This window comes from Oerskovia flava (assembly GCF_026163685.1).
Lineage (GTDB): Bacteria > Actinomycetota > Actinomycetes > Actinomycetales > Cellulomonadaceae > Oerskovia_A > Oerskovia_A flava.
Window position 1 is genome coordinate 210,850 of record NZ_JAOXSR010000005.1, and the last position, 20,651, is coordinate 231,500.

Genomic DNA, 20,651 nt, shown 5'->3' on the forward strand with positions numbered 1-20,651 from the left:
GGTGCGCAAGTCGTCGTACGCACGACCTGCCGGCGTCTCGCGTGACGAGTTCGGACTCACAGCAGCACCTGGAGCGCCCCGCGGATCGCGGTGACGGTCCGCGGAAAGTGTCCCGCCGTGCGGAGCAGCTCGGCAGGCGAGCTGTTCGGACGCCGGACCCAACGACGCAGTGCCTGGTTGGCCTGGTCGATGTCCTCGAGATGCGCGATCCGGAACGCGTCCACGATGGTCCGTTCGGCTGAGTAGACCCACAGGTCAGGGTGCTCACTCATCGTGATGCGGCCGATCTCGAACGTCGCCGGCCCGAAGGCGTGCCAGATCACGTGCTCAAAGCCCGCGGGGAACCTCGTACCGCGCGGCAACGCGATGTCGGTGGCACGAGGGATCTCGTCGCTCAGCCCGTGGTGCACCAGTGCACTGGTGAGGCACATCGTCGCGGCGGGCTTGACCGCCGTCGCGCCCGCCAGTGACGCCATGGCAGGGTCCAGCTCTCCGGGCCGGATGTACACACCGCGCCCGATCCGCTCCAGCTCGCCGGCCTGGGCCATGCGGTATACCTCGTCCTTGCGCAACCCCGCTGCGCGTGCCGCTTCGAGCGTCAGTACCGACATCCCGCCACCTCCTAACTGTCTACAGGAAGCCTAGACCTGTAGACGGTGAGAAGCCAGGACAACCTGTCGACGGGTCGCTCGGCGGCCCGCTCGAGCGCACCTCACCACCGATCCCCTTCAGCACGCTGACCTGCGCCAGATGTCCGCGGGCCCCAGACAGCAAGAAGCCCGGACCGGCGGAGTTCCGCGGGTCCGGGCCTCTGACCAGGCTGTCCGCCATGTGGCGGACGAGATGTCGGCTAGAAGTTGATCATGTGCCCGGTGAGGCCGTGGATGGCTTCCTGGAGCGCCTCGGACAGCGTCGGGTGGGTGTGGACGTTGCGGGCGAGCTCGAAGGCGGTGAGGTCCCACTTCTGCGCGAGGGTGAGCTCGGGCAGGAGCTCGGAGGCGTCGGGGCCGATGAGGTGGCCGCCGAGGAGCTCGCCGTGCGTGGCGTCGGCGACGAGCTTGACGAACCCGGTGGGGTCGCCGAGTCCGTGCGCCTTGCCGTTCGCGGTGAAGGGGAACGTGGACACCTTGACGTCGAAGCCCTCGTCGCGGGCCTGGGCCTCGGTGAGGCCGAAGCTCGCGACCTGCGGCTGGCAGAACGTCGCCCGCGGCATCATGCGGTAGTCGCCGAGGGTCATGGTCTCGGCGCCGCCGATGGTCTCGGCGGCGACGACGCCCTGGGCCTCGGCGACGTGCGCCAGCATGAGCTTCGCGGTGACGTCGCCGATGGCGTAGATGTGCTCGACGTTCGTGCGCATGACGTCGTCGATGGCGATCGCCCCGCGCTCGGTGAGCTCGACGCCGGTGTTCTCGAGGCCGAAGCCCTCGACGTTCGGGGCGAACCCGACGGCCATGAGCACCTTGTCGACCTCGAGCGTGGCGCCGGAGCCGTCCTTGCCCGTGTAGGTGACCGTCACGGAGCCGCCGGCGGCGGTGTTGTCGGTGACCGACTCGACCTTCGTCGAGGTGAGGATCGGCACGCCGAGCTTCTTGTACTGCTTGGTGATCTCCTTGGAGACGTCCACGTCCTCGTTCGGCAGCGCGCGGTCGAGGTACTCGATGATCGTCACGTCGACGCCGTAGTTCTTCAGCACGTAGGCGAACTCCATGCCGATGGCACCGGCGCCGACGATGGCCATGGACCGCGGCAGGTCGCGGGTGAGGATCTGCTTCTCGTACGTGACGACGTTCTCGCTGAGCTCGACACCGGGCAGGAGCCGGACGGCGGAGCCCGTCGCGATGATGGCGTTGTCGAAGGTGACCTCGTCGGTCGACCCGTCGGCCAGCGCGACGTCGAGCGTGTGCGCGTCACGGAAGGTCCCGCGGCCGTCGTACTCGGTGATCTTATTTTTCTTCATGAGGAAGTGCACGCCCTTGACGCGTCCCTCGGCGACCTGGCGCGAGCGGTCGAACGCGGCGCCGAAGTCGAAGCTCACATTCCCGCTGATGCCGAAGGTCTTCGCGTCGTGGGTGAACAGGTGCGAGAGCTCGGCGTTGCGCAGGAGCGCCTTGGACGGGATGCACCCGACGTTGAGGCACACACCACCCCAGTACTTCTCCTCGATCACAGCGACCGAGAGCCCGAGCTGGGCCGCGCGGATCGCGGCCACGTAGCCTCCAGGACCTGCTCCGAGCACGACGACGTCATAGTGGGCTGCCATGTCGGCCAGCCTACGACGGACCGCGAGCCCGCGAGGCGTGATCCTCGTCGCACGCCCAGCGGCGCGGGCGCGCGAGGGCCTCCGGGAGCCGCGTGCGTACATCCCCGCGCGCCGCGTTCACCTGGGTCTGCGTGACGAAGAGCGCCGTGCTGAGGTCCGCGCCCGTGAGATCGGCGTCTCGCAGGTCGGTCCCGAGCAGGTCCGCCCGCCGGAGGTCGGCGCCACGCAGGTCCGCTCCCATGAGCCACGCCCCCCGCAGGTCCGCCCCGCGCAGGTCCGCCCCCGCCAGCCGCGCTCCGGCGAGGTCGGCGCGCCGGTGGTCGCGCCGTCCGGCACCGCGTGCCCGACGGCGCTCGCCCGCCCGGGCGAGACGGCTCGTCTCCGCGAGGAGCTCGCCCGTGCGGGCGCGCCACGGGGTCACGTCGAGGTCGACGAGGGTCTCGGGCGCGCCGCCCGCGAGGTCGTCGACCGTGGTGCACAGCGCCTCGAGCTCGGCCTGCAGCGACGCCGTGTCCGGGAGGGTGAGCGCCTCGGTGAGGTACCAGAGCAGCTCGTGGAGCTGGCGGACGACCGGGAGCACGGCGAACATCGTGGCGGACGTCTCCGGGCGCTCGCGCCAGCTCGCCCCGCCGAAGGTCTCCTGGGAGATGCGCTGGCCCGCGCCGAAGCAGTCGTACGTGTCGCAGCCCGCGTAGCCCTCGGGCCGCAGGCGGGCGTGGATCGAGCACCGGAAGCCGGTGTCCAGGTGGACGCACGGGTCGCCGGCCTCCTTGTCGACCGGGAAGTCGGCGGAGACGCGGAAGGTCAGCGCCACGCAGCACAGGGCGAAGCAGCTCGAGCAGTCCGCCCGCAGGTGGTCGCGGCCGGCACCGCGTGCCGCGCTCCGGGAGGGAGGTGTCGTACGCACCGCACCAGTAGACCCCGGCGCCCACGCGCACGGCCATCTCATTCAACCGCGGGTTGCGTCGTGCAGCTGACCACCGCACGCGGAGCGACGTCGTGCGGCGACGGATACGATGTCGCGGCCGCATCTCGACACGACCCGGACCCGCCCGCGGCGCCACGGGCCCACGGACGGAGACCTCATGGCCGGCGGACTCGCTGCCCTGCTGGACGACATCGCGGCGTTCGCCAGGCTCGCTGCCGCCTCCGTCGACGACATCGGTGCGGCGGCCGGGCGCGCGAGCGTCAAGGCGACGGGTGTCGTCATCGACGACACGGCCGTCACGCCGCGCTACGTCGAAGGGCTGGCCGCGAAGCGCGAGCTGCCGATCATCCGGCGGATCGCGACGGGGTCGCTGCGGAACAAGCTGCTCTTCATCCTCCCCGCGGCGCTGCTGCTCAGCCAGTTCCTCCCGTGGCTGCTCACCCCGCTCCTCATGCTCGGCGGGACGTACCTCGCCTTCGAGGGCGCCGAGAAGCTGTGGGAGATGGTGTCCGGCAAGCACCACGAGGCTGTCGACGACGCGGCCGCGAAGAAGGCCGTCGACGAGGACAAGGTCGTGTCGGGTGCCGTCCGCACCGACTTCATCCTCAGCGCCGAGATCATGGTCATCGCGCTCAACGAGGTCGCGGACGAGGGCTTCTGGGCCCGCGCGATCATCCTCGTCGTCGTCGCGTTCCTCATCACGGCGGTGGTCTACGGGATCGTCGCGCTCATCGTGAAGATGGACGACATCGGGCTGCACCTCGCGCGCCGCCGCACCGGCTGGGTCCAGTCCTTCGGCCGGGGCCTCGTCCGGGCGATGCCGCGTGTCATGTCCGTCATCTCGACCGTCGGGATCGTCGCCATGCTCTGGGTGGGCGGCCACATCCTCCTGCAGGGCACGTACGACCTCGGGTGGCACGCGCCGTACGACCTGCTGCACGTGCTCGAGGACGCCGTCCACGGCGTGCCGGGCGTGGGCGGGTTCCTCGCGTGGCTCGTCGACACCCTGGGCTCCGCGATCGTCGGCGTCGTCGTCGGCGCCGTCGTGGTCGCCGTGATGCACGTGGTCCCGCGCCGCAGCACGCAGCACCACTGAGCGGGTCTCCTTCAGGGCTCTCGGCGGGCGTCGGTGGGTGTGGGTAGCGTCCCGAGCATGAGCGCACAGGGCATCAAGGTCGGGATCGTCGGGAGCTTCGGCACCGTGACCGAGGTGGTCGACATGGCGGTCGCGGCGGAGGAGCACGGCTGGGACGGGTTCTTCTCCTGGGACGGCATGAGCATCATGGGCGTCGACACGTTCGACCCCTGGGCCGTGCTCGCCGCCGCGGCCGTGCGGACCGCGCGGATCACGCTGGGCGCGATGGTGTTCGCGCTCCCCCGGCGCAAACCCTGGGAGGTCGTACGGCAGTCCGTCACGGTCGACCACCTGTCGGGCGGGCGCCTCGTCCTCCCGGTGGGCGTCGGCGTGCTCGACGACGGCGGCTTCTCGGCCGTCCCCGGCGAGCCGCAGGCGCTGCGTGACCGGGCCGCACAGCTCGACGACACCCTCGCGTTCCTCGACCGCGCCTGGACCGGCGAGCCGTTCGCGTTCTCCGGCAGGCGCTTCGAGACGAGCGAGATGCACTTCCTCCCGCGCCCGGTCGAGCGCCCGGTCGTCGGGCGGCGGATCCCCGTCTGGCCCGTCGGTGTGTGGGACGCCGAGCGTCCGCCCGTACGGTCGCTCGACCGCACGCTGCGCCACGAGGGCATCGTCCTGCAGCTCAAGGGCGACCGCGGCACCGACGTCCCCGAGCCCGCCGGCGTCGCCGCCCTCGTCTCCTGGCTCACCACCCGCCGCACCGAGCTGGGGCTTGAGGACCGGCCGTTCGACGTCGTCCTCCAGGGCGAGCTCCCCACGGACCGCTCCGCGGCGCAGGACCAGCTCGCCGGGCTCGCCGACGCCGGTGCGACCTGGTGGGTCGAGTCCCGCTGGAACCCTGAGACCGCGACCCCGCAGGGCCTCCTCGACGCGATCAGCCAGGGCCCGACCCGCACCTGAACGCAGCGAGGGGCGGGCCCCGCGGACGGATGACCCGTCGTCACCTCCGCAGGACCCGCCCCGGGCCACGATCACCGCAAGAAGATCACACCGGCCGAGCAGCCTCGATGTCGACCTTGGGCAGCGTCTTCGCCGGCAGGGTCTTGGGGCGCCAGCTCGCGCGGGTCGCCTCGAACGACGTGATGTCCCCCTCGTGCTGGAGGGTCAGGCCGATGTCGTCGAGCCCTTCCATGAGCCGCCAGCGGGTGTAGTCGTCGACCTGGAAGCGCACGACGACGTCGTCCGCGATCGCGGTGCGGTCGACGAGGTTCACGGTGACCTCGGTGCCCGGCCTGGTCTCGAGGACCTTCCACAGCAGCTCGATGTCCTCCTGCGCGACCGCGCCGGCGACCAGGCCCTGCTTGCCGGAGTTCCCGCGGAAGATGTCCGCGAAGCGCGAGGCCAGGACGACCTTGAAGCCGTAGTCCTTGAGCGCCCAGACGGCGTGCTCGCGTGAGGAGCCGGTCCCGAAGTCGGGGCCCGCCACGAGCACGGAGCCCGAGGAGTAGGCGGGCTGGTTCAGGACGAACTCGGGGTCGCCGCGCCACGCCGCGAACAGCGCGTCCTCGAAGCCCGTGCGCGTCACGCGCTTGAGGTAGACGGCAGGGATGATCTGGTCGGTGTCGACGTTGCTCCGCCGCAGCGGCACACCGACGCCCGTGTGGGTGGTGAACTTCTCCATGAGTGCTCTCGTTCCTTGTTCGGGTGGCGTCCGGGTGCGGCGATCAGACCTGCAGGAGCACGCGCGGGTCGAGCGGCGCGAGCGGTGTGCCGTCGAACGACGTGAGGTCGACGTCGTCGGGCAGGTCCAGGTCGGCGAGCGAGGAGAGCGTTCCTCGGATCGCGGTGGCGGCCGCGACGAGCGGGGACACCAGGTGGGTGCGTCCGCCCTTGCCCTGGCGACCCTCGAAGTTGCGGTTGGACGTGGAGGCCGAGCGCTCGCCGGGGGCGAGCTGGTCCGGGTTCATGCCGAGGCACATCGAGCACCCGGCGTTGCGCCACTCCGCGCCGAAGTCGAGGAAGATCTTGTCGAGCCCCTCGGCCTCGGCCTGCAGGCGGACGCGGGCGGAGGCCGGCACGACCAGGACGCGCAGCGAGTCGGCCTTCTTGCGGCCCTCGAGCACCTTCGCGACCGAGCGCAGGTCCTCGATGCGACCGTTGGTGCACGAGCCGATGAAGACCGTGTCGATCGCGATCTCCCGCAGCGGCTGGCCCGGCGTCAGCCCCATGTACTCGATGGCCCGCTCCGCGGCGACCCGCTCGTTCTCGTCCGCGATCTCCGCAGGGACGGGGACGCTCGCCGACAGCGGCAGGCCCTGCCCGGGGTTGGTCCCCCACGTGATGAACGGCTCGAGGTCCGCAGCCGCGAGGACGACCTCTTCGTCGAACGTGGCGTCGTCGTCCGAGCGCAGCGTCTTCCAGTACTCGACGGCGGCGTCCCAGTCGGCGCCCTCGGGTGCGTGCGGGCGACCCTTGAGGTACTCGAAGGTGGTCTCGTCGGGCGCGATCATGCCGGCGCGAGCCCCGGCCTCGATCGACATGTTGCAGATCGTCATGCGCGCTTCCATCGACAGCCTGCGGATGGCGTCGCCGCGGTACTCCAGCACGTAGCCCTGGCCACCACCGGTGCCGATCTTCGCGATGATCGCGAGGATGATGTCCTTGCTCGTCGCGCCCGGGGGCAGCTCGCCGTCGACCGTGATCGCCATGGTCTTGAACGGGGCGAGCGGCAGCGTCTGGGTCGCGAGGACGTGCTCGACCTCGGAGGTCCCGATGCCGAACGCGAGCGCTCCGAACGCGCCGTGCGTCGACGTGTGCGAGTCGCCGCAGACGACCGTGAGGCCCGGCATCGTCAGGCCGAGCTGCGGGCCGACCTGGTGGACGATGCCCTGGTCGGCGTCGCCGAGGGAGTGGATGCGCACGCCGAACTCCCGGGCGTTGTTGCGCAGCGTGTCGATCTGGGTCCGGCTCGTGAGGTCGGCGATCGGCAGGTCGATGTCGAGGGTGGGGGTGTTGTGGTCCTCGGTGGCGATGGTGAGGTCGGGCCGACGGACCTGGCGACCGGCGAGCCGCAGGCCCTCGAAGGCCTGGGGGCTGGTCACCTCGTGGATGAGGTGCAGATCGATGTAGAGGAGATCGGGGGACCCGTCGGTGCCTCGTCGCACCAGGTGCGCGTCCCAGACCTTCTCTGCCAGCGTGCCGGCCATGTTGGTATCTCCTGCCTGTGTCCTGCGGTGGCGACCCTGTGGGGGGACCAGGGTGACCTCGGGTCCTCGTGGGGCTGACATCGGGTGAATTGTGGGTGCTGCTCGAAGAATGCGCCGACTCGCCGTCCTCGCTGACTTGCATCTCACTGTGCGAGACGGCAATATCGACCTATGGACAATTCTAGCGGAGTCGGCGTGCTGGACAAGGCGGCGTCCGTCCTGGGCGCCCTGGAGTCCGGTCCGGCCACCCTCGCGCAGCTCGTGACGGCCACCGGACTCGCCCGCCCGACGGCGCATCGGCTCGCCGTCGCCCTCGAGCACCATCGCATGGTCGCACGGGACATGCAGGGTCGGTTCGTCCTCGGGCCCCGCCTCAACGAGCTCGCCACGGCGGCCGGCGAGGACAGGCTCCTGGCGGCCGCCAACCCGGTGCTCACGGCGCTGCGCGACCACACCGGCGAGAGCGCGCAGCTCTACCGGCGCCAGGGCGACCACCGCATCTGCGTGGCCGCGGCCGAGCGACCGGTCGGCCTGCGCGACTCCATCCCCGTCGGGGCCACCCTCACGATGCACGCCGGGTCCGCGGCGCAGATCCTGCTCGCGTGGGAGGAGCCCGACCGCCTGCACCGCGGGCTGCGGGAGGCCGTCTTCACGGCCACGATCCTCTCGGGCGTCCGACGGCGCGGCTGGGCGCAGTCCGTCTCCGAGCGCGAGCTCGGGGTCGCCTCGGTCTCGGCACCCGTCCGCGGACCCTCCGGTCGGATCGTGGCTGCGGTCTCGATCTCCGGGCCGGTCGAGCGCCTGACCCGGCAGCCGGGACGCCTGCACTCGGGCTCCGTCGTCGCCGCCGCCAACCGCCTCACCGAGGTGCTGCGCCGCGCCGGCGAGTGATCCGGACAGATCAGGCAGAATCAGCCTCATCCGCACCGGAACGCGCTATGCTCCGACGGCGCGCCTTCGGACGCGGTCGGTGCGGCGCTGCCACAATGGCTCGGATCGCCGGACGTCGTCCAGCACGCCTGCGGTGCACCGACGTGCACGGCAGAACGTGATCGAAGCCCCGAGACCTGCGAGGAGTCCCGATGCCCGCCAAGGCGAAGACGATCTTGATGTGGCTCCTGATCGGATTCCTGCTGTACGCCATCATCACGAGCCCGGACCGGGCCGCCGACATCCTGCAAGGCGTCTGGGACGTCATCATCTCGGCCTTCCGCAGCATCGGACAGTTCTTCACCAACCTCATCGAGTGAGCCGGCGGTGCAGCCCAGCCTGAAGGTGAGCAGCCGGATCCTCGACCGGTACATCCTGATCGACGAGAGGATCGTCGTCGCCGCTCGCCACCACTGGGGCAAGCTCATCGAACCGATCGCCACGGTCGTCGTCTCCGCGATCCTCCTGGCACTGCTGGCCGGGGCCCTCGCGCCCGCCATGGGCGCCGGTGCCCAGATGGTCTGGTGGCTGTGGGTACCCGTCCTCGCGCGCACCGGCTGGAAGCTGCTCGAATGGCGCAACGAATGGTTCGTCACGACGAACCGGCGCATGATCCTCACCTACGGGCTCATCACGCACAAGGTCGCGATGATGCCGTTGGGCAAGGTCACCGACATGAACTACTCGCGGTCCATCCTGGGCCGCGTCCTCGGGTACGGACAGTTCATCCTCGAGTCCGCCGGCCAGGACCAGGCGATGCGGCAGATCGACTGGGTGAAGAACCCAGACGTCACCTACCGGCAGATCTGCGACACCCTCTTCGGCCCCTCCGGTCACGACCCGGACGACGACCGGCCCGACGGCGAGGACGAGGACGAGGCCCCGCCGCCCCCTCTGTGGCCCGGTGAGTCACCGGCCCCCGTCCCGCCGCCCCCGCCGTTCTCCCCGGTACCGGCGCCACCGGCAGGCTCGTCGATGTGGTCGGCGCCACCGGTGCCGCCGCCTCCCCACCGCGCCGGCGAGGGCCCTCACCGGACCCCCGAGCAGCAGACGCAACCGCTGCGCGTCGTGCCCCGGGAAGACCTGGACGAGGTGGACCGTGGTTGGGAGATCTCCGCCGAGGACCGGGCGACGTTCGTCAGCCTCCACCCGCCACGGGACGCCGCTCCCCCGCGGGACCTGCCACCGACGATCCCTCCGCCGCCGCCCCCGGCGCGGTGACGTACCGCACACGACGACAGCTCACAGCAGCTCTCCGGCATGACAAAAGGCCCGGACATCATGTCCAGGCCTTTGTGCGATGTACCCCCAGCGGGATTCGAACCCGCGCTACCGCCGTGAGAGGGCGGCGTCCTAGGCCGCTAGACGATGGGGGCCAGGGACTCGTCACCCGAGGGCGACGGACCGTGCGATCACGCCAGGCCCGCAACGGGCTCGTCGTGCTCGTACCCCCAGCGGGATTTGAACCCGCGCTACCGCCGTGAGAGGGCGGCGTCCTAGGCCGCTAGACGATGGGGGCCTATGGTCGACGACCGCGAGGGCCGTCGTGCCGATGAGAACTCTAGCGCATCTCCGCTGCGGTGTGACCGCTACGGAACGCCGGTGCTCTGCGCTGGGGTACCAGGACTCGAACCTAGACTAAGTGGACCAGAACCACTCGTGCTGCCAATTACACCATACCCCAAGGGGGTACGACCTTCCCCGCGCACCCCGTTCTGGACGGGGCGTTTGTGGAGGTCTTACCGGCGGTGAACATTACCGGAGGAACCGCCGTGGGACCAAATGCGCCCGTTCGCGGCAGGACGCGGTCGACGGCGCCGCCGAACTCTGGCACCGTCTGAACATGACGAGCAGCACGCCACCGCTCCCCCCCGAACGACCGGACGCCGCCTCCCGCACGGACCGGGCCGCCTCGTTCGACAAGGGTGCCGACGTCTATCGCGCGACCCGCCCGACGTACCCCGACGCGGCCGTCGACTGGCTCCTGCCGAGCGGGGCACGCCAGGTGCTCGACCTGGCGGCCGGCACGGGCAAGCTCACCGAACGGCTCGTCGCCCGCGGGCTCGACGTCGTGGCCGTCGAGCCGTCGGACGCCATGCGGACCGAGCTCTCCCGCGCGGTCCCCGCGGCACGCACGCTCGCCGGGACGGCCGACGCGCTCCCCCTCCCGGACGCGAGCGTCGACGCCGTCCTCGTGGCGCAGGCGTGGCACTGGTTCACGCCGTCCACCGCCCTGCCGGAGATTGCCCGGGTGCTGCGGCCAGGCGGCCGACTCGGACTGGTGTGGAACGTCCGGGACAACGAGGTCGACTGGGTCGGCCGGTACACCGAGATCATCCACCGGGGGGACGCCCTCGACCCCAGCTACCGCGTGCCGATCCTCGACCACCGGTTCACCCCGGCCGAGCACACGACCGTGCCCTGGGCCGACCGCGTCGGCACCCGTTCCCTGCGCGCCCTCGCCGCGTCGCGCAGCTACCTGCTCACCCTGCCGGAGGCGCGGCGCGACGAGCTGCTCGACGAGGTCGACGAGCTCGCCCACGCGCACCCGGACCTCGCGGGACGCGACGAGGTCGACCTGCCCTACCGCGCCGAGTGCTGGCGCGCCGACCTCGCGGAGGCGGGGTGAGCATGGGCGTGACGGGCGCTCCGGCCACGGCACCGCGGCCGGAACCGGTCTCGGGCGACGACGTGCGGACGGCGGCCGCGTGGCTCGCCGAGATCCTCACCGCCGTCGACCCCGGCGACGCCTCGGCCTTCGACGTGCCGGCCGGTCCGGTGCGCTGGACGTGCTGGGCTACCGCCGAGCACGTGATCGACGACCTCCTCGCCTACGCCCTCCAGCTCGCCGGGCTCCCCCACCTGGGCTACCTCCCCCTCTGCGGCCCGCGGGGCGAGGACGAGGTCGCCCACGTCCCTCGCGAGGCCGGTGCCACCGGCCTCGCCGAGGTCCTCACGGCCGGGGCGGAGCTGCTCGCGACGCAGGTCGAGGCGCGGCCGACGCACGTGCGGGCGTTCCACCCCTACGGCCTGTCCGACCCCGAGGGCTTCGCGGCCATGGGCGCCATCGAGGTGCTGGTCCACGGCCAGGACATCGCTCTCGGCCTCACCGGCGAACGCCCGTCGTTCCCGCCGGGCCTCGCGGCGCGCGTCGTCGCACGGCTGTTCCCCGAGGCGCCCGACGGCCCCGCCGACGACGTGCTCGTGTGGTGCACGGGGCGGGGCACGCTCCCCGGGCTCCCGCGCCAGACCCGCTGGCGCTGGGACTCCACGGTCCGCGCCTGAGCGCCGACGACCTCACCCGGTGAGGAGCAGCACGGCGCCCAGCGAGACACCGCTGACGACGACGGCCGACGCCGCGCCGAGCACCAGGGCCCGACGCCCGGTGCGGACCAGGTGCGGGACGTCGACGCCGAGCCCCATGGCGAACATGGCCGCCGTGAACAGCACGGTCGTCACGGTCGCGCTCGCCTCGACCCACCCGGCAGGCACGACACCGAGGCTCGCCACCACGACGGCCGCGAGGAAGCCCACGACGAACAGAGGCACGGGCGAGACCCGCCGTGCGACCGGCCCGGTCTCGGTGTCGGCACGCGCGCTGCGTGCCGCGGCGAACCCGGCGACGGTCACGATCGGCGCGAGGAGGACGACGCGGGCGAGCTTGCTCACGGTCGCCGTGGCCAGCGCGACCGCCGACACGGTCCCCGCGGCCGTGACGACCTGCGCGACCTCCTGGACGCTCGCCCCGATCCACAACCCGGTCTGCTCGGCGTCGAGCCCCACGAGACCCGCCAGCCACGGCAGGACGACGATCGCGAGCGACCCGTAGACCGTGACCAGGGCGAGCGCGGTCGCGGCGGGCGACGCGTCGTCGGGCTCTCGGCGGTCCAAAACGCCCCGCATCGCGGAGATGGCGGCCGCGCCGCAGACGGAGAACCCCGTCGCGACGAGCAGCACGGTCGCGCGCGGAAGGCGCAACCAGCGACCGACGGCGCACGTCGCACCGAACGTGACGGCGACCGTGACGGCGACGACCGTCAGGCCGCGCCACCCGAGACCCAGCACCTGCGGGACGGAGAGCTGCAGCCCCAAGAGAACGACCCCCGCCCGCAGCACGTGCGTCGCGACCCAGCGGGCCCCGGCGTCGAGCGGGGCAGCACCGGGGCGAGCGGTACCGCGCGGCCGACCGGCCGACGAGCGGGTCGACGCACCCCGGACGGACCCGACAACGGACCCGGCGACGAGCGCGATCACCAGGGGCGAGACGCCGGGCAGCAGACGGGCGGCGAGGAGCACGCCGACGGTCGCGAGGACGCACAGCGCGATCCCGGCCGGCGTCCCGCGCCTGCTGGGGGCCGCGGCGGCGCGCGCCGGTGCGGCGGTGCGCACGAGGGTGCCGGGGGGCGGGGTCATGCTGCCAGCCTCCCCGGTCCGGGGGCCGGCCAGAAGGCCGGATGCGGCACCGAACCATAGGATGAGGCTATGGCTCAGCCGTCGCGTACCGCCCGGGCGCCGCTCGGACTGCTCGAGGTGCTCGTCGCGACGGACTCGCACGGCTCGATCAGCGCCGCGGCCCGCTCCCTCGGGCTCACCCAGCCGAGCGCCTCGGCCGGGCTGCGCCGCCTGGAACGGCACCTCGGCCTCGAGCTCGTGACCCGCACGCCCCGCGGTGCGGTCCTCACCGAGACAGGGCGGGCGACGGCGACGTGGGCCCGCGAGGTGATCGAGGCGTCCGACCGCCTCGAGACGTCGGCCGCGGCCCTGCGGGAGGCGCCGGACGAGCGTGTCCGCCTCGCGGCGAGCCTGACGATCGCCGAGTACCTCGCGCCGCGGTGGCTCGCCACGCTCGCCCTCTCCGGGCCGCAGCACCGTGCGCCCGACGTCGAGCTCCTCGTCCGCAACTCGCAGGCGGTCATGGACCTCGTCCTGGCCGGCGACGCCGAGCTCGGGTTCGTCGAGAGCTCGAGCCTGCGGCGCGGGCTGCGCAGCCGCACGCTCGCCCACGACGAGCTGGTCGCGGTCGTCGGTCCCGCCCACCCGTGGGCGACCCGACGGCGCCGGTCCGTGACGGTGGACGAGCTCGTCGCGAGCGACCTGGTGGTCCGGGAGTCCGGCTCGGGCACCCGCGAGATCCTCGAGAAGGCCCTCCTGACGGCCGGGACGGCCCTCCCCGGGCACCTGGCCCACCTCGGGTCGACGGCGGCGCTCAAGACGGCCGTGCAGTACGCGGGCGCCGTGTCGGTGCTGTCGCGCCTCACCGTCGCCGACGACCTCGCGCGGGGCACGCTCGTCGCGGTGCCCGTCCCCGGCCTCGACCTGGCCCGCCGGCTGCGCATGGTGTGGAAGGACGGGACGGACCTGTCCGCCGCCGCGCGGCGCATCGCCGCGGTCGCCACGTCGTCGGCAGGTCAGGCGGGTCAGCCCACCGGCTGACCTGATGTCTCAGGCGGTAGCCAACTGCCCGATGTCTCAGGCGGTAGCCGACAGCCCGAGCACGCCCGGCAGCTCGGCGAGCGAGCCGATGACGGGCACGCCCGACGCCCGGGCCGCGAGCGGGTCCTCCGGGTGCGGTCCGCCGCGACGGGCGCCGGGACGGTCGAGCCACACCCCGACGAGGCCGGCACCGCGGGCGCCGAGCGCGTCGACGTCGAGCTCGTCGCCGACGTACGCCGTGCGCTCGGGCGGGGTCCCGAGCCGGCGGCACGCCTCGAGGAACACCCGCGGGTCGGGCTTGCCGACGCCGAGCGTGTCGACCCCGACCAGCAGCGGGACGTGCCCGAGCCCGGCGCTCTTCAGCTTGCGGGTCTGCAGCTCGGTCGCGGCGTTGGACAACGAGCCGACCCGGACGCCCGCGACGGCGAGGTCGGCGAGCACCTGCGCTGCGTCGTCGTGCGCGGTCCACGACGCCTCGAAGGCACCCCAGAACACGGACAACCACGCGGCGTAGCCGTCGTCGTCGAGCGTCGCGCCGCCGAACGCGTCCTGCAGCTCGTTCGCCCGGCGCATCCGTTGCGTGTCGTACCCGAGCTCGCCGCGCGTGTAGGCGCGGTAGTGCCCGTTCGGGTCGGCGCGCCAGAGCGCCAGGGCCTCGCCGTAGCGGTCGGGCGGGAGGTCCGGGAGGTGCACCCGGGCCACGGCGTCGATCGCGGCCGCGAAGGCCGCCTGCGTGTCGACGAGGGTGTCGTCGATGTCGAAGAGCACCCCCTCGACGGGCGGTGGGGCGAGCGTCACAGGGAGTCCCGCAGGCTCGTCAGACGCGCGAGCGTCGAGCCCTTCCCGAGGATCTCCATCGACTCGAAGAGTGGCGGCGACACGCGTCGACCCGTCAGGGCGACACGCAGCGGGGTGAACGCGAACCGCGGCTTGACGCCCATGCCCTCGACGATCGCGGCGCGCAGCACCTCCTGGATCGGCTCGGCGGCGAACTGCTCGAGCGCGTCGAGGCTCTCGACGGCGGCCGTGAGGATCTCCTTCGCGTCGTCGCGCAGCGCACCGCGCGCGTCGTCCTCGACGACGACGTCCGCGTCCGCCACGAACAGGAAGCCGAGCATGCCCTGGGCCTCGCCGAGCAGGACCATCCGCTCCTGCACGAGGGGCGCACCGGCGTCGAGCAGGCCGCGGTCCCGGGCGTCGAGGTCGGCGTAGGAGTCCGCGGGGACGAACCCGCCGGCGTGCAGGTACGGCACGAGGCGGTCGCGGAAGTCGTCCGGGGCGAGCAGGCGCACGTGCGTGGCGTTGATGGCCTCGGCCTTCTTCAGGTCGAAGCGTGCCGGGTTCGGGATGACGTCGTGCACGTCGAACGCCTCGATCATCTCCGTCACCGAGAAGATGTCGTTGTCCGGGGAGATCGACCAGCCGAGCAGCGCCAGGTAGTTGAGCAGACCCTCCGGCGTGAAGCCGCGCTCGCGGTGCAGGAAGAGGTTGGACTCCGGGTCGCGCTTGGAGAGCTTCTTGTTGCCCTCCCCCATGACGTACGGCAGGTGGCCGAACTCCGGCATGACCTGCGCCACGCCGAGCTCGAGGAGCGCGCGGTAGAGCGCGACCTGGCGCGGGGTCGAGGAGAGCAGGTCCTCGCCGCGCAGCACGTGGGTGATCCCCATGAGGGCGTCGTCGACGGGGTTGACGAGCGTGTACAGCGGCTGACCGTTCGCCCGGACGATGACGAAGTCCGGCACGGAGCCGGCGGCGAAGGTGATCTCGCCGCGCACGAGGTCGGTGAACGTCACGTCCTCGTCGGGCATCCGCAGACGCAGGACGGGCTCGCGCCCCTCGGCGCGGAAGCGGGCCTTCTGCTCCTCGGTCAGGGTGCGGTCGAAGCCGTCGTAGCCCATGGCCTTCGGGCGGCCCGCGGCGACGTTGCGCGCCTCGGTCTCCTCCGGCGTGGAGAACGACTCGTAGGCGTAGCCGCCCTCCACCAGCCTCGCGACGACGTCGGTGTACAGGTCCGTGCGCTGCGACTGCCGGTACGGCTCGTGCGGGCCGCCGACCTCGACGCCCTCGTCCCAGTCGAGGCCGAGCCAGCGCAGCGCGTCGAGGAGCTGGTCGTAGCTCTCCTGCGAGTCGCGCGCGGCGTCGGTGTCCTCGATGCGGAACACGAACGTGCCGCCCGTGTGCCGGGCGTAGGCCCAGTTGAACAGCGCGGTGCGGATCAGACCGACGTGCGGGGTGCCGGTCGGGGACGGGCAGAAGCGGACACGGACGGGCGAGGTGCCGGGAGCGGGGATCACGGCACCAGGGTATCGGCGTCGCGCATCCGCCCCGTGCCCGGCACAATCTCCGGTATGAGCCCCCCTGCGCAGCCCAGCATGCGACCGACCGGCGCGGGAGAGCTGATCACCGACACGCTCGACGTGGTGCACGACCGGTTCAGCGCGTCGGAGGGCGGCGAGCTGGCGTCGTACATCCCCGAGCTCGCGACGGCCGACCCGGGCCTGTTCGGCATCGCGGTCGCTTCCGTGACGGGGAACGTCTACGTCTCCGGGGACGCCGACGTACCGTTCACGATCCAGTCGCTGTCGAAGCCGTTCGTCTTCGCCCTCGCGCTGCGCGACCTGGGGCTGGAGGAGGTGCTCGTCCGCGTCGGGGCGGAGCCGAGCGGCGAGGGCTTCAGCTCGATCCGCCTCGAGCCGGGCACCGGCCGGCCGCCGAACCCCATGGTCAACGCGGGCGCCATCGTCACGACGTCGCTCGTCGACGCGCCCGACGAGGCCGCGCGCTTCGAGCGCATCCGCGCCGAGCTCGGGGCGTTCGCCGGCCGGGAGCTCGACGTCGATGAGCGGGTCTACGCGTCCGAGGCCGCGACCGGCGACCGCAACCGCGCGATCGCCTACCTCATGCACGGCGCGGGGTCGTTGCAGGCCGACGTCGAGGGCACGCTCGGCACCTACTTCCGCCAGTGCTCGGTGCTCGTCACCGCGCGCGACCTCGCCGTCATGGCGGCGACCCTCGCGAACGGCGGCGTGAACCCCGTCACGGGCGTCGAGGTCGTCGAGGAGCACGTCGCGGAGCGGGTCCTGGCCGTCATGGCGACGTGCGGCATGTACGACTACGCGGGCGAGTGGCTGCTGCGCGCCGGGCTGCCGGCCAAGAGCGGCGTCTCGGGCGGTCTGGTGTGCGCGGGCGTCGGCCAGTTCGGGCTGGGCCTGTTCAGCCCGCCCCTCGACGCGCGCGGCAACAGCGTGCGCTCCGTGGCCGCCGCGCAGGAGATCTCCCGCCGGTTCGACCTGCATCTGATGCACCGTCCCGACCGGGACGTCTCGGCCCTGTACCGCTCGACCCGGGTGGACCGGCTGCGGCAGCTCGCGCACCGTACGCCCGGCCAGCGGCGCCGGCTGCGCGACCTCGGCTCGGCGATCTCCGTGCGGGCGGTCCAGGGTTCGGTGGAGTTCGCGGCGGCCGAGTCGATCCTGCGGTCCGTCGACGAGCTGCCCTCGCCGCTGCCGGACGGCGAGTGCTGGCTGATCCTCGACCTGTCACGCGCCTCGCGCGTCATCAGCCTCGGCGCACAGCTCCTCGGCGGGCTCGTGGAGCGGCTGCAGTCGCAGCGGGTCCACGTGGTGGTGGTGGACCCGTTCGAGCGAGGGCTCGTCACGGGGGTCGAGCACCGGACGACCACCTTCGAGGACGCCCAGCGCTGGTGCGAGGACCAGCTGCTCGCGACGGCCTGAACCGGCGTCAGTCCCGCCGGACGACCGGGTTGCTCAGCACGCCCAGGCCCTCGACCTCGCACTCGACCCGGTCGCCCGCCTCGATCGCGCCGACCCCGGCGGGCGTGCCCGTGAGGATGACGTCGCCGGGCAGCAGGGTGAACGCCTCGGAGATGTACGAGACCAGGTACGGGATGTCGAAGACCATGTCCCGGGTGCGGCCGTCCTGGCGCAGCTCGCCGTTGACCCGGCTGCGCACGGCGACGTCCTCGGGGTCGAGATCGGTGTCGATCCACGGCCCCAGCGGGCACGCGGAGTCGAAGCCCTTCGCGCGGGCCCACTGCCCGTCGGTGCGCTGGGCGTCGCGCGCGGTCACGTCGTTCGCGACCGTGTAGCCGAGGATGTACGACGCCGCGGCCTGCGGGGACACGTCCTTCGCGAGCCGGCCGATGACGACCGCGAGCTCGGCCTCGTAGCTGGCCTCGCGCGTGAAGCCGGGCAGCACGATCGGGTCGTCCGGGCCGACGACCGAGGTGTTGGGCTTGAAGAAGACCAGCGGGCGCGAGGGCACCTCGCCGCCCATCTCCTCGGCGTGCGCGGCGTAGTTCTTGCCCACGGCGACGATCTTGGAACGCGGGATGACCGGCGCGAGGAGCCGGACGCCGTCGCCCAGCTCGAGCCGCTCACCCGTCGGTGCGACGGGCATGTACAGCGGGTCCCCGTTGAGGACCGCGAGGTAGGTGGTTCCCGCCTCCTCCTGCACGAGGCCGTAGCGGGGGTCGTCTCCGGTGGTGAATCTGGCGATGCGCACGGGTTCAGCGTACCGGCGCCCCGGACCCGGGCACGCCCGGACGCGCGCCCTCAGACCCGGGCGAGGACCTCGCCGTGCAGCAGCGCGAACCAGCCGTCGGGCTCCTCGGCCCAGCGCAGCCAGTCCTGGGCGAGCAGCTCGAGGGCGACGTCGTCCGCGAGCGCCGACTCCTGCGCCTGGACGGCGAAGTTCGACGCCACACAGCGCTCGGCCCACAGTGCTCCCCACCAGGCACGGTCCTCGGGCGTCGCGTAGCACCACACGCCCGCCGAGGGCACGATCCCGGCCGGGTCGAACCCGGCCTCCTGGACCCAGGAGAACAGGCGGCGGCCGGCGTCGGCCTCGTACCCGTAGGCGTGGGTGACCTCGTGGTAGAGGGTGTTCCACTCGGTCAGACCGGCGGACTCGGGGTACCAGGTCATCGCGGCGTAGTCGGCGTCGCGCACGGCGACGAGGCCGCCGGGCCGGGCGACGCGCTTGAGCTCGCGCAGCGCGGCGACGGGGTCGGAGAGGTGCTGGAGGAGCTGGTGGGCGAAGACGACGTCGAACGAGGCGTCGGCGAACGGGAGCTCGTAGGCGTTGGCCTGCTGGAACGAGAGGTTCTGCGCGCCGCGCTCGGCGGCGAGCTCGCGCGCGCTGGTGAGCACCGCGGCCGAGGCGTCGACACCGACGACCCGGCCCTGGGGCAGGCGCTCGGCCAGGTCGACCGTGACGGTCGCCGGTCCGCAGCCCACGTCGAGGAGCGTCATGTCGGTCCGCAGGTGCGGCAGCAGGAACCCGGCGGAGTTCTCGGCGGTGCGCCAGCGGTGCGACCGGAGCACCGACTCGTGGTGCCCGTGGGTGTACGACTCGGACTCCTTGCGGGGGTTGCTCCCCGTGGCCCCGGTGGGGGCGTCGGGGGACGCGACGTCGCGCGGGTGGGTATCCGTCATACCCGCACCGTAGATCTCCCGCGGGGCGTTCTCGACCCCGTTCTCACATCATGGGCGCGCCCGCGCGCTCCGCGGGACCGCGCGGGCGCGCGCCGTCGTGCACCGGGGCCCGCCGGGGCGCACAATCGCCCCCATGACCTCACCCTCCGGCGAGCCGACCACCACGCCCGGCCGGGCACCCGCGGGCAGGCACCTCGAGCGGCTCCTGGGGGGCCCGGGTCGCGTGGCGGGGGTCGACGTCGCGCGCGGGATCGCCGTGCTCGGGATGTTCACCGCGCACGTGGGCTTCACCTCGGACGACCTCGGCGAGCTGTCCGGCTGGTTGTCGGTGTCGCACGGGCGGTCGTCGATCCTCTTCGCCCTCGTCGCGGGCGTCTCCCTCGCGCTCGTCTCGGGCCGTGAGAAGCCGCTCGTGGGCCTGCCCGCGCTGCAGGTCCGCACCCGCCTCCTCGTGCGCTCGGCGCTGCTGCTGGGTCTGGTGGCGCTGCTCGACCTGCTGGGCACGCGTGTCCTGCTCATCCTCGGCTTCTACGCCGCGTACTTCGTGCTGGCGCTTCCGTTCCTGCGGTGGTCACCGCGTCGGCTGCTCGGGCTCGCGGTCGCGCTGGGCGTCGTCGGGCCGCTCGTGACGTACTGGGGCGCCGAGGCGCTCGCCCGGTGGGGGCTGCGGCTGCCGCGCGACGGCTCGGGCGCGGTGACGGACTTCCTCGTCACGGGGCACTACCCGGCGGCGGTGTGGATGGCGTACGTGCTCGCCGGCATGGCGATCGGCCGCTGCGACCTCACCTCGCCCGTGCTGCGCTCGGTCCTCCTCACGGGCGGCCTGACCCTCGGGGTGGCGTGCACCGCCCTGTCGACGGCGATCGTGGGCTCGCTGGGCGGGGCCGACGACATCGAGCTGCGGGCAGCGGGCGCCTCCAGCCTGGGCTCGCCCCGGTCGTGGTCGGACCCCTGGCCGACGCCCGACTACCTCTGGCTCGCCGGCCCGCACACCGACACGAGCCTCGAGGTGTTCGGCTCCGGCGGGTTCGCGGTGGCGGTCCTGGGGCTGTGCCTGTTCGTCGGACGCCTCGGGTCACGGGTGCTCGCACCGGTCGCGGCCGTCGGCGCCATGGCCCTGACCGTGTACTCGCTGCAGATCGTCGTCATCTGGCGGTGGGGACCGCAGGCGCACGACCAGCTGACGAACACCCCGCTGCTGTGGCTGGTCGTCGCGTCGCTGGCGTTCGCCACCGTGTGGCGGTGGGCGCTGGGGCGCGGCCCGATCGAACGGCTCTTCGCAGAGGTCGCCGCCCGCGCGTCGTCGCTCGGCGGCGCCGAGCCCGCACCACGGGTGGGGAGCGGCACGGGCGCGTCGTAG

The 20,651-nt window shown here is 72.7% G+C and carries 20 protein-coding genes and 3 tRNA genes; 10 read left to right on the plus strand and 13 right to left on the minus strand.

Annotated elements, in window-relative coordinates; genetic code table 11:
- Nucleotides 1-56: 56 nt before the first annotated feature.
- The 3 genes from OHL10_RS10610 to OHL10_RS10620 form a co-directional block, all read right to left on the minus strand.
- Nucleotides 57-611: a type IV toxin-antitoxin system AbiEi family antitoxin domain-containing protein gene (locus tag OHL10_RS10610; RefSeq protein ID WP_265522177.1), complete on the minus strand. Its 555-nt coding sequence runs from the start codon at nt 609-611 to the stop codon at nt 57-59.
- A 239-nt stretch (nt 612-850) separates the two neighbouring features.
- Nucleotides 851-2,260 (minus strand): dihydrolipoyl dehydrogenase, encoded by a 1,410-nt coding sequence (gene lpdA / locus OHL10_RS10615; RefSeq protein ID WP_265522178.1) that lies wholly within the window; start codon nt 2,258-2,260, stop codon nt 851-853.
- Nucleotides 2,261-2,270: 10 nt separating this feature from the next.
- The gene (locus OHL10_RS10620) at nt 2,271-3,167 is read right to left on the minus strand and encodes a pentapeptide repeat-containing protein (RefSeq protein ID WP_265522179.1); all 897 of its coding nucleotides are present in this window, start codon (nt 3,165-3,167) and stop codon (nt 2,271-2,273) included.
- A gap of 178 nt (nt 3,168-3,345) precedes the next feature.
- On the opposite strand from OHL10_RS10620, the gene OHL10_RS10625 reads away from it, so the two are divergent.
- Both OHL10_RS10625 and OHL10_RS10630 read left to right on the plus strand, forming a co-directional pair.
- Nucleotides 3,346-4,284 carry a DUF808 domain-containing protein gene (locus OHL10_RS10625; RefSeq protein ID WP_265522180.1) on the plus strand — a complete coding sequence of 313 codons (939 nt, stop codon included), beginning with the start codon at nt 3,346-3,348 and terminating at the stop codon, nt 4,282-4,284.
- A gap of 57 nt (nt 4,285-4,341) precedes the next feature.
- Nucleotides 4,342-5,226: an LLM class flavin-dependent oxidoreductase gene (locus tag OHL10_RS10630; protein ID WP_265522181.1), complete on the plus strand. Its 885-nt coding sequence runs from the start codon at nt 4,342-4,344 to the stop codon at nt 5,224-5,226.
- A gap of 85 nt (nt 5,227-5,311) precedes the next feature.
- Here OHL10_RS10630 and leuD read toward each other — a convergent pair whose 3' ends face one another.
- Both leuD and leuC read right to left on the minus strand, forming a co-directional pair.
- Nucleotides 5,312-5,947 (minus strand): 3-isopropylmalate dehydratase small subunit, encoded by a 636-nt coding sequence (leuD, locus tag OHL10_RS10635; RefSeq protein WP_265522182.1) that lies wholly within the window; start codon nt 5,945-5,947, stop codon nt 5,312-5,314.
- 43 nt (nt 5,948-5,990) lie between these two features.
- Nucleotides 5,991-7,472: a 3-isopropylmalate dehydratase large subunit gene (gene leuC / locus OHL10_RS10640; RefSeq protein WP_265522183.1), complete on the minus strand. Its 1,482-nt coding sequence runs from the start codon at nt 7,470-7,472 to the stop codon at nt 5,991-5,993.
- Nucleotides 7,473-7,643: 171 nt separating this feature from the next.
- Here leuC and OHL10_RS10645 point away from each other — a divergent pair, with 171 nt between their 5' ends.
- From OHL10_RS10645 to OHL10_RS10655, 3 genes are all read left to right on the plus strand, one after another.
- On the plus strand, nt 7,644-8,363 hold the full coding sequence (locus OHL10_RS10645) for an IclR family transcriptional regulator (RefSeq protein WP_265522184.1): 720 nt from the start codon (nt 7,644-7,646) through the stop codon (nt 8,361-8,363).
- 191 nt (nt 8,364-8,554) lie between these two features.
- On the plus strand, nt 8,555-8,722 hold the full coding sequence (locus OHL10_RS10650; RefSeq protein WP_265522185.1) for a hypothetical protein: 168 nt from the start codon (nt 8,555-8,557) through the stop codon (nt 8,720-8,722).
- A gap of 7 nt (nt 8,723-8,729) precedes the next feature.
- Nucleotides 8,730-9,623 (plus strand): PH domain-containing protein, encoded by an 894-nt coding sequence (locus tag OHL10_RS10655; RefSeq protein WP_265522186.1) that lies wholly within the window; start codon nt 8,730-8,732, stop codon nt 9,621-9,623.
- Between the two features lie 82 nt (nt 9,624-9,705).
- On the opposite strand, the gene OHL10_RS10660 is transcribed toward OHL10_RS10655, so the two are convergent.
- From OHL10_RS10660 to OHL10_RS10670, 3 genes are all read right to left on the minus strand, one after another.
- Nucleotides 9,706-9,778 (minus strand) — tRNA-Glu (locus OHL10_RS10660).
- A 70-nt stretch (nt 9,779-9,848) separates the two neighbouring features.
- Nucleotides 9,849-9,921 (minus strand) — tRNA-Glu (locus OHL10_RS10665).
- A gap of 93 nt (nt 9,922-10,014) precedes the next feature.
- Nucleotides 10,015-10,086: transfer RNA gene (locus OHL10_RS10670), tRNA-Gln, on the minus strand.
- A 159-nt stretch (nt 10,087-10,245) separates the two neighbouring features.
- Here OHL10_RS10670 and OHL10_RS10675 point away from each other — a divergent pair.
- A complete protein-coding gene (locus tag OHL10_RS10675) occupies nt 10,246-11,031 on the plus strand; it encodes a class I SAM-dependent methyltransferase (RefSeq protein ID WP_265522187.1) in 786 nt (261 codons plus the stop codon).
- Nucleotides 11,028-11,687 (plus strand): hypothetical protein, encoded by a 660-nt coding sequence (locus OHL10_RS10680; protein ID WP_265522188.1) that lies wholly within the window; start codon nt 11,028-11,030, stop codon nt 11,685-11,687. Before OHL10_RS10675 ends, OHL10_RS10680 begins: the two co-directional genes overlap by 4 nt.
- A 12-nt stretch (nt 11,688-11,699) precedes the next feature.
- Here the strand turns inward: OHL10_RS10680 and OHL10_RS10685 are convergent, their stop codons facing one another.
- Nucleotides 11,700-12,815: a YeiH family protein gene (locus OHL10_RS10685; protein WP_265522189.1), complete on the minus strand. Its 1,116-nt coding sequence runs from the start codon at nt 12,813-12,815 to the stop codon at nt 11,700-11,702.
- Nucleotides 12,816-12,884: 69 nt separating this feature from the next.
- On the opposite strand from OHL10_RS10685, the gene OHL10_RS10690 reads away from it, so the two are divergent.
- Complete coding sequence (locus OHL10_RS10690; protein WP_265522190.1) at nt 12,885-13,835, plus strand: LysR family transcriptional regulator; 951 nt, start codon at nt 12,885-12,887, stop codon at nt 13,833-13,835.
- Between the two features lie 36 nt (nt 13,836-13,871).
- On the opposite strand, the gene OHL10_RS10695 is transcribed toward OHL10_RS10690, so the two are convergent.
- Together OHL10_RS10695 and gltX are read right to left on the minus strand one after the other, a co-directional pair.
- Nucleotides 13,872-14,633 (minus strand): HAD family hydrolase, encoded by a 762-nt coding sequence (locus OHL10_RS10695; RefSeq protein WP_265522191.1) that lies wholly within the window; start codon nt 14,631-14,633, stop codon nt 13,872-13,874.
- Nucleotides 14,630-16,129: a glutamate--tRNA ligase gene (gene gltX, locus OHL10_RS10700; RefSeq protein ID WP_265522192.1), complete on the minus strand. Its 1,500-nt coding sequence runs from the start codon at nt 16,127-16,129 to the stop codon at nt 14,630-14,632. The genes OHL10_RS10695 and gltX overlap by 4 nt, the downstream gene beginning before the upstream one ends.
- A gap of 54 nt (nt 16,130-16,183) precedes the next feature.
- Between gltX and glsA the strand changes: the two genes are divergently transcribed.
- On the plus strand, nt 16,184-17,569 hold the full coding sequence (gene glsA / locus OHL10_RS10705; RefSeq protein ID WP_265522193.1) for a glutaminase A: 1,386 nt from the start codon (nt 16,184-16,186) through the stop codon (nt 17,567-17,569).
- 7 nt (nt 17,570-17,576) lie between these two features.
- On the opposite strand, the gene OHL10_RS10710 is transcribed toward glsA, so the two are convergent.
- Both OHL10_RS10710 and OHL10_RS10715 read right to left on the minus strand, forming a co-directional pair.
- On the minus strand, nt 17,577-18,359 hold the full coding sequence (locus tag OHL10_RS10710) for a fumarylacetoacetate hydrolase family protein (protein ID WP_265522194.1): 783 nt from the start codon (nt 18,357-18,359) through the stop codon (nt 17,577-17,579).
- Between the two features lie 50 nt (nt 18,360-18,409).
- Nucleotides 18,410-19,291: a class I SAM-dependent methyltransferase gene (locus tag OHL10_RS10715; RefSeq protein WP_265522195.1), complete on the minus strand. Its 882-nt coding sequence runs from the start codon at nt 19,289-19,291 to the stop codon at nt 18,410-18,412.
- Nucleotides 19,292-19,424: 133 nt separating this feature from the next.
- Between OHL10_RS10715 and OHL10_RS10720 the strand changes: the two genes are divergently transcribed.
- Entirely contained in the window at nt 19,425-20,651 is a 1,227-nt protein-coding gene (locus OHL10_RS10720) for a heparan-alpha-glucosaminide N-acetyltransferase domain-containing protein (protein ID WP_265522196.1), read from the plus strand.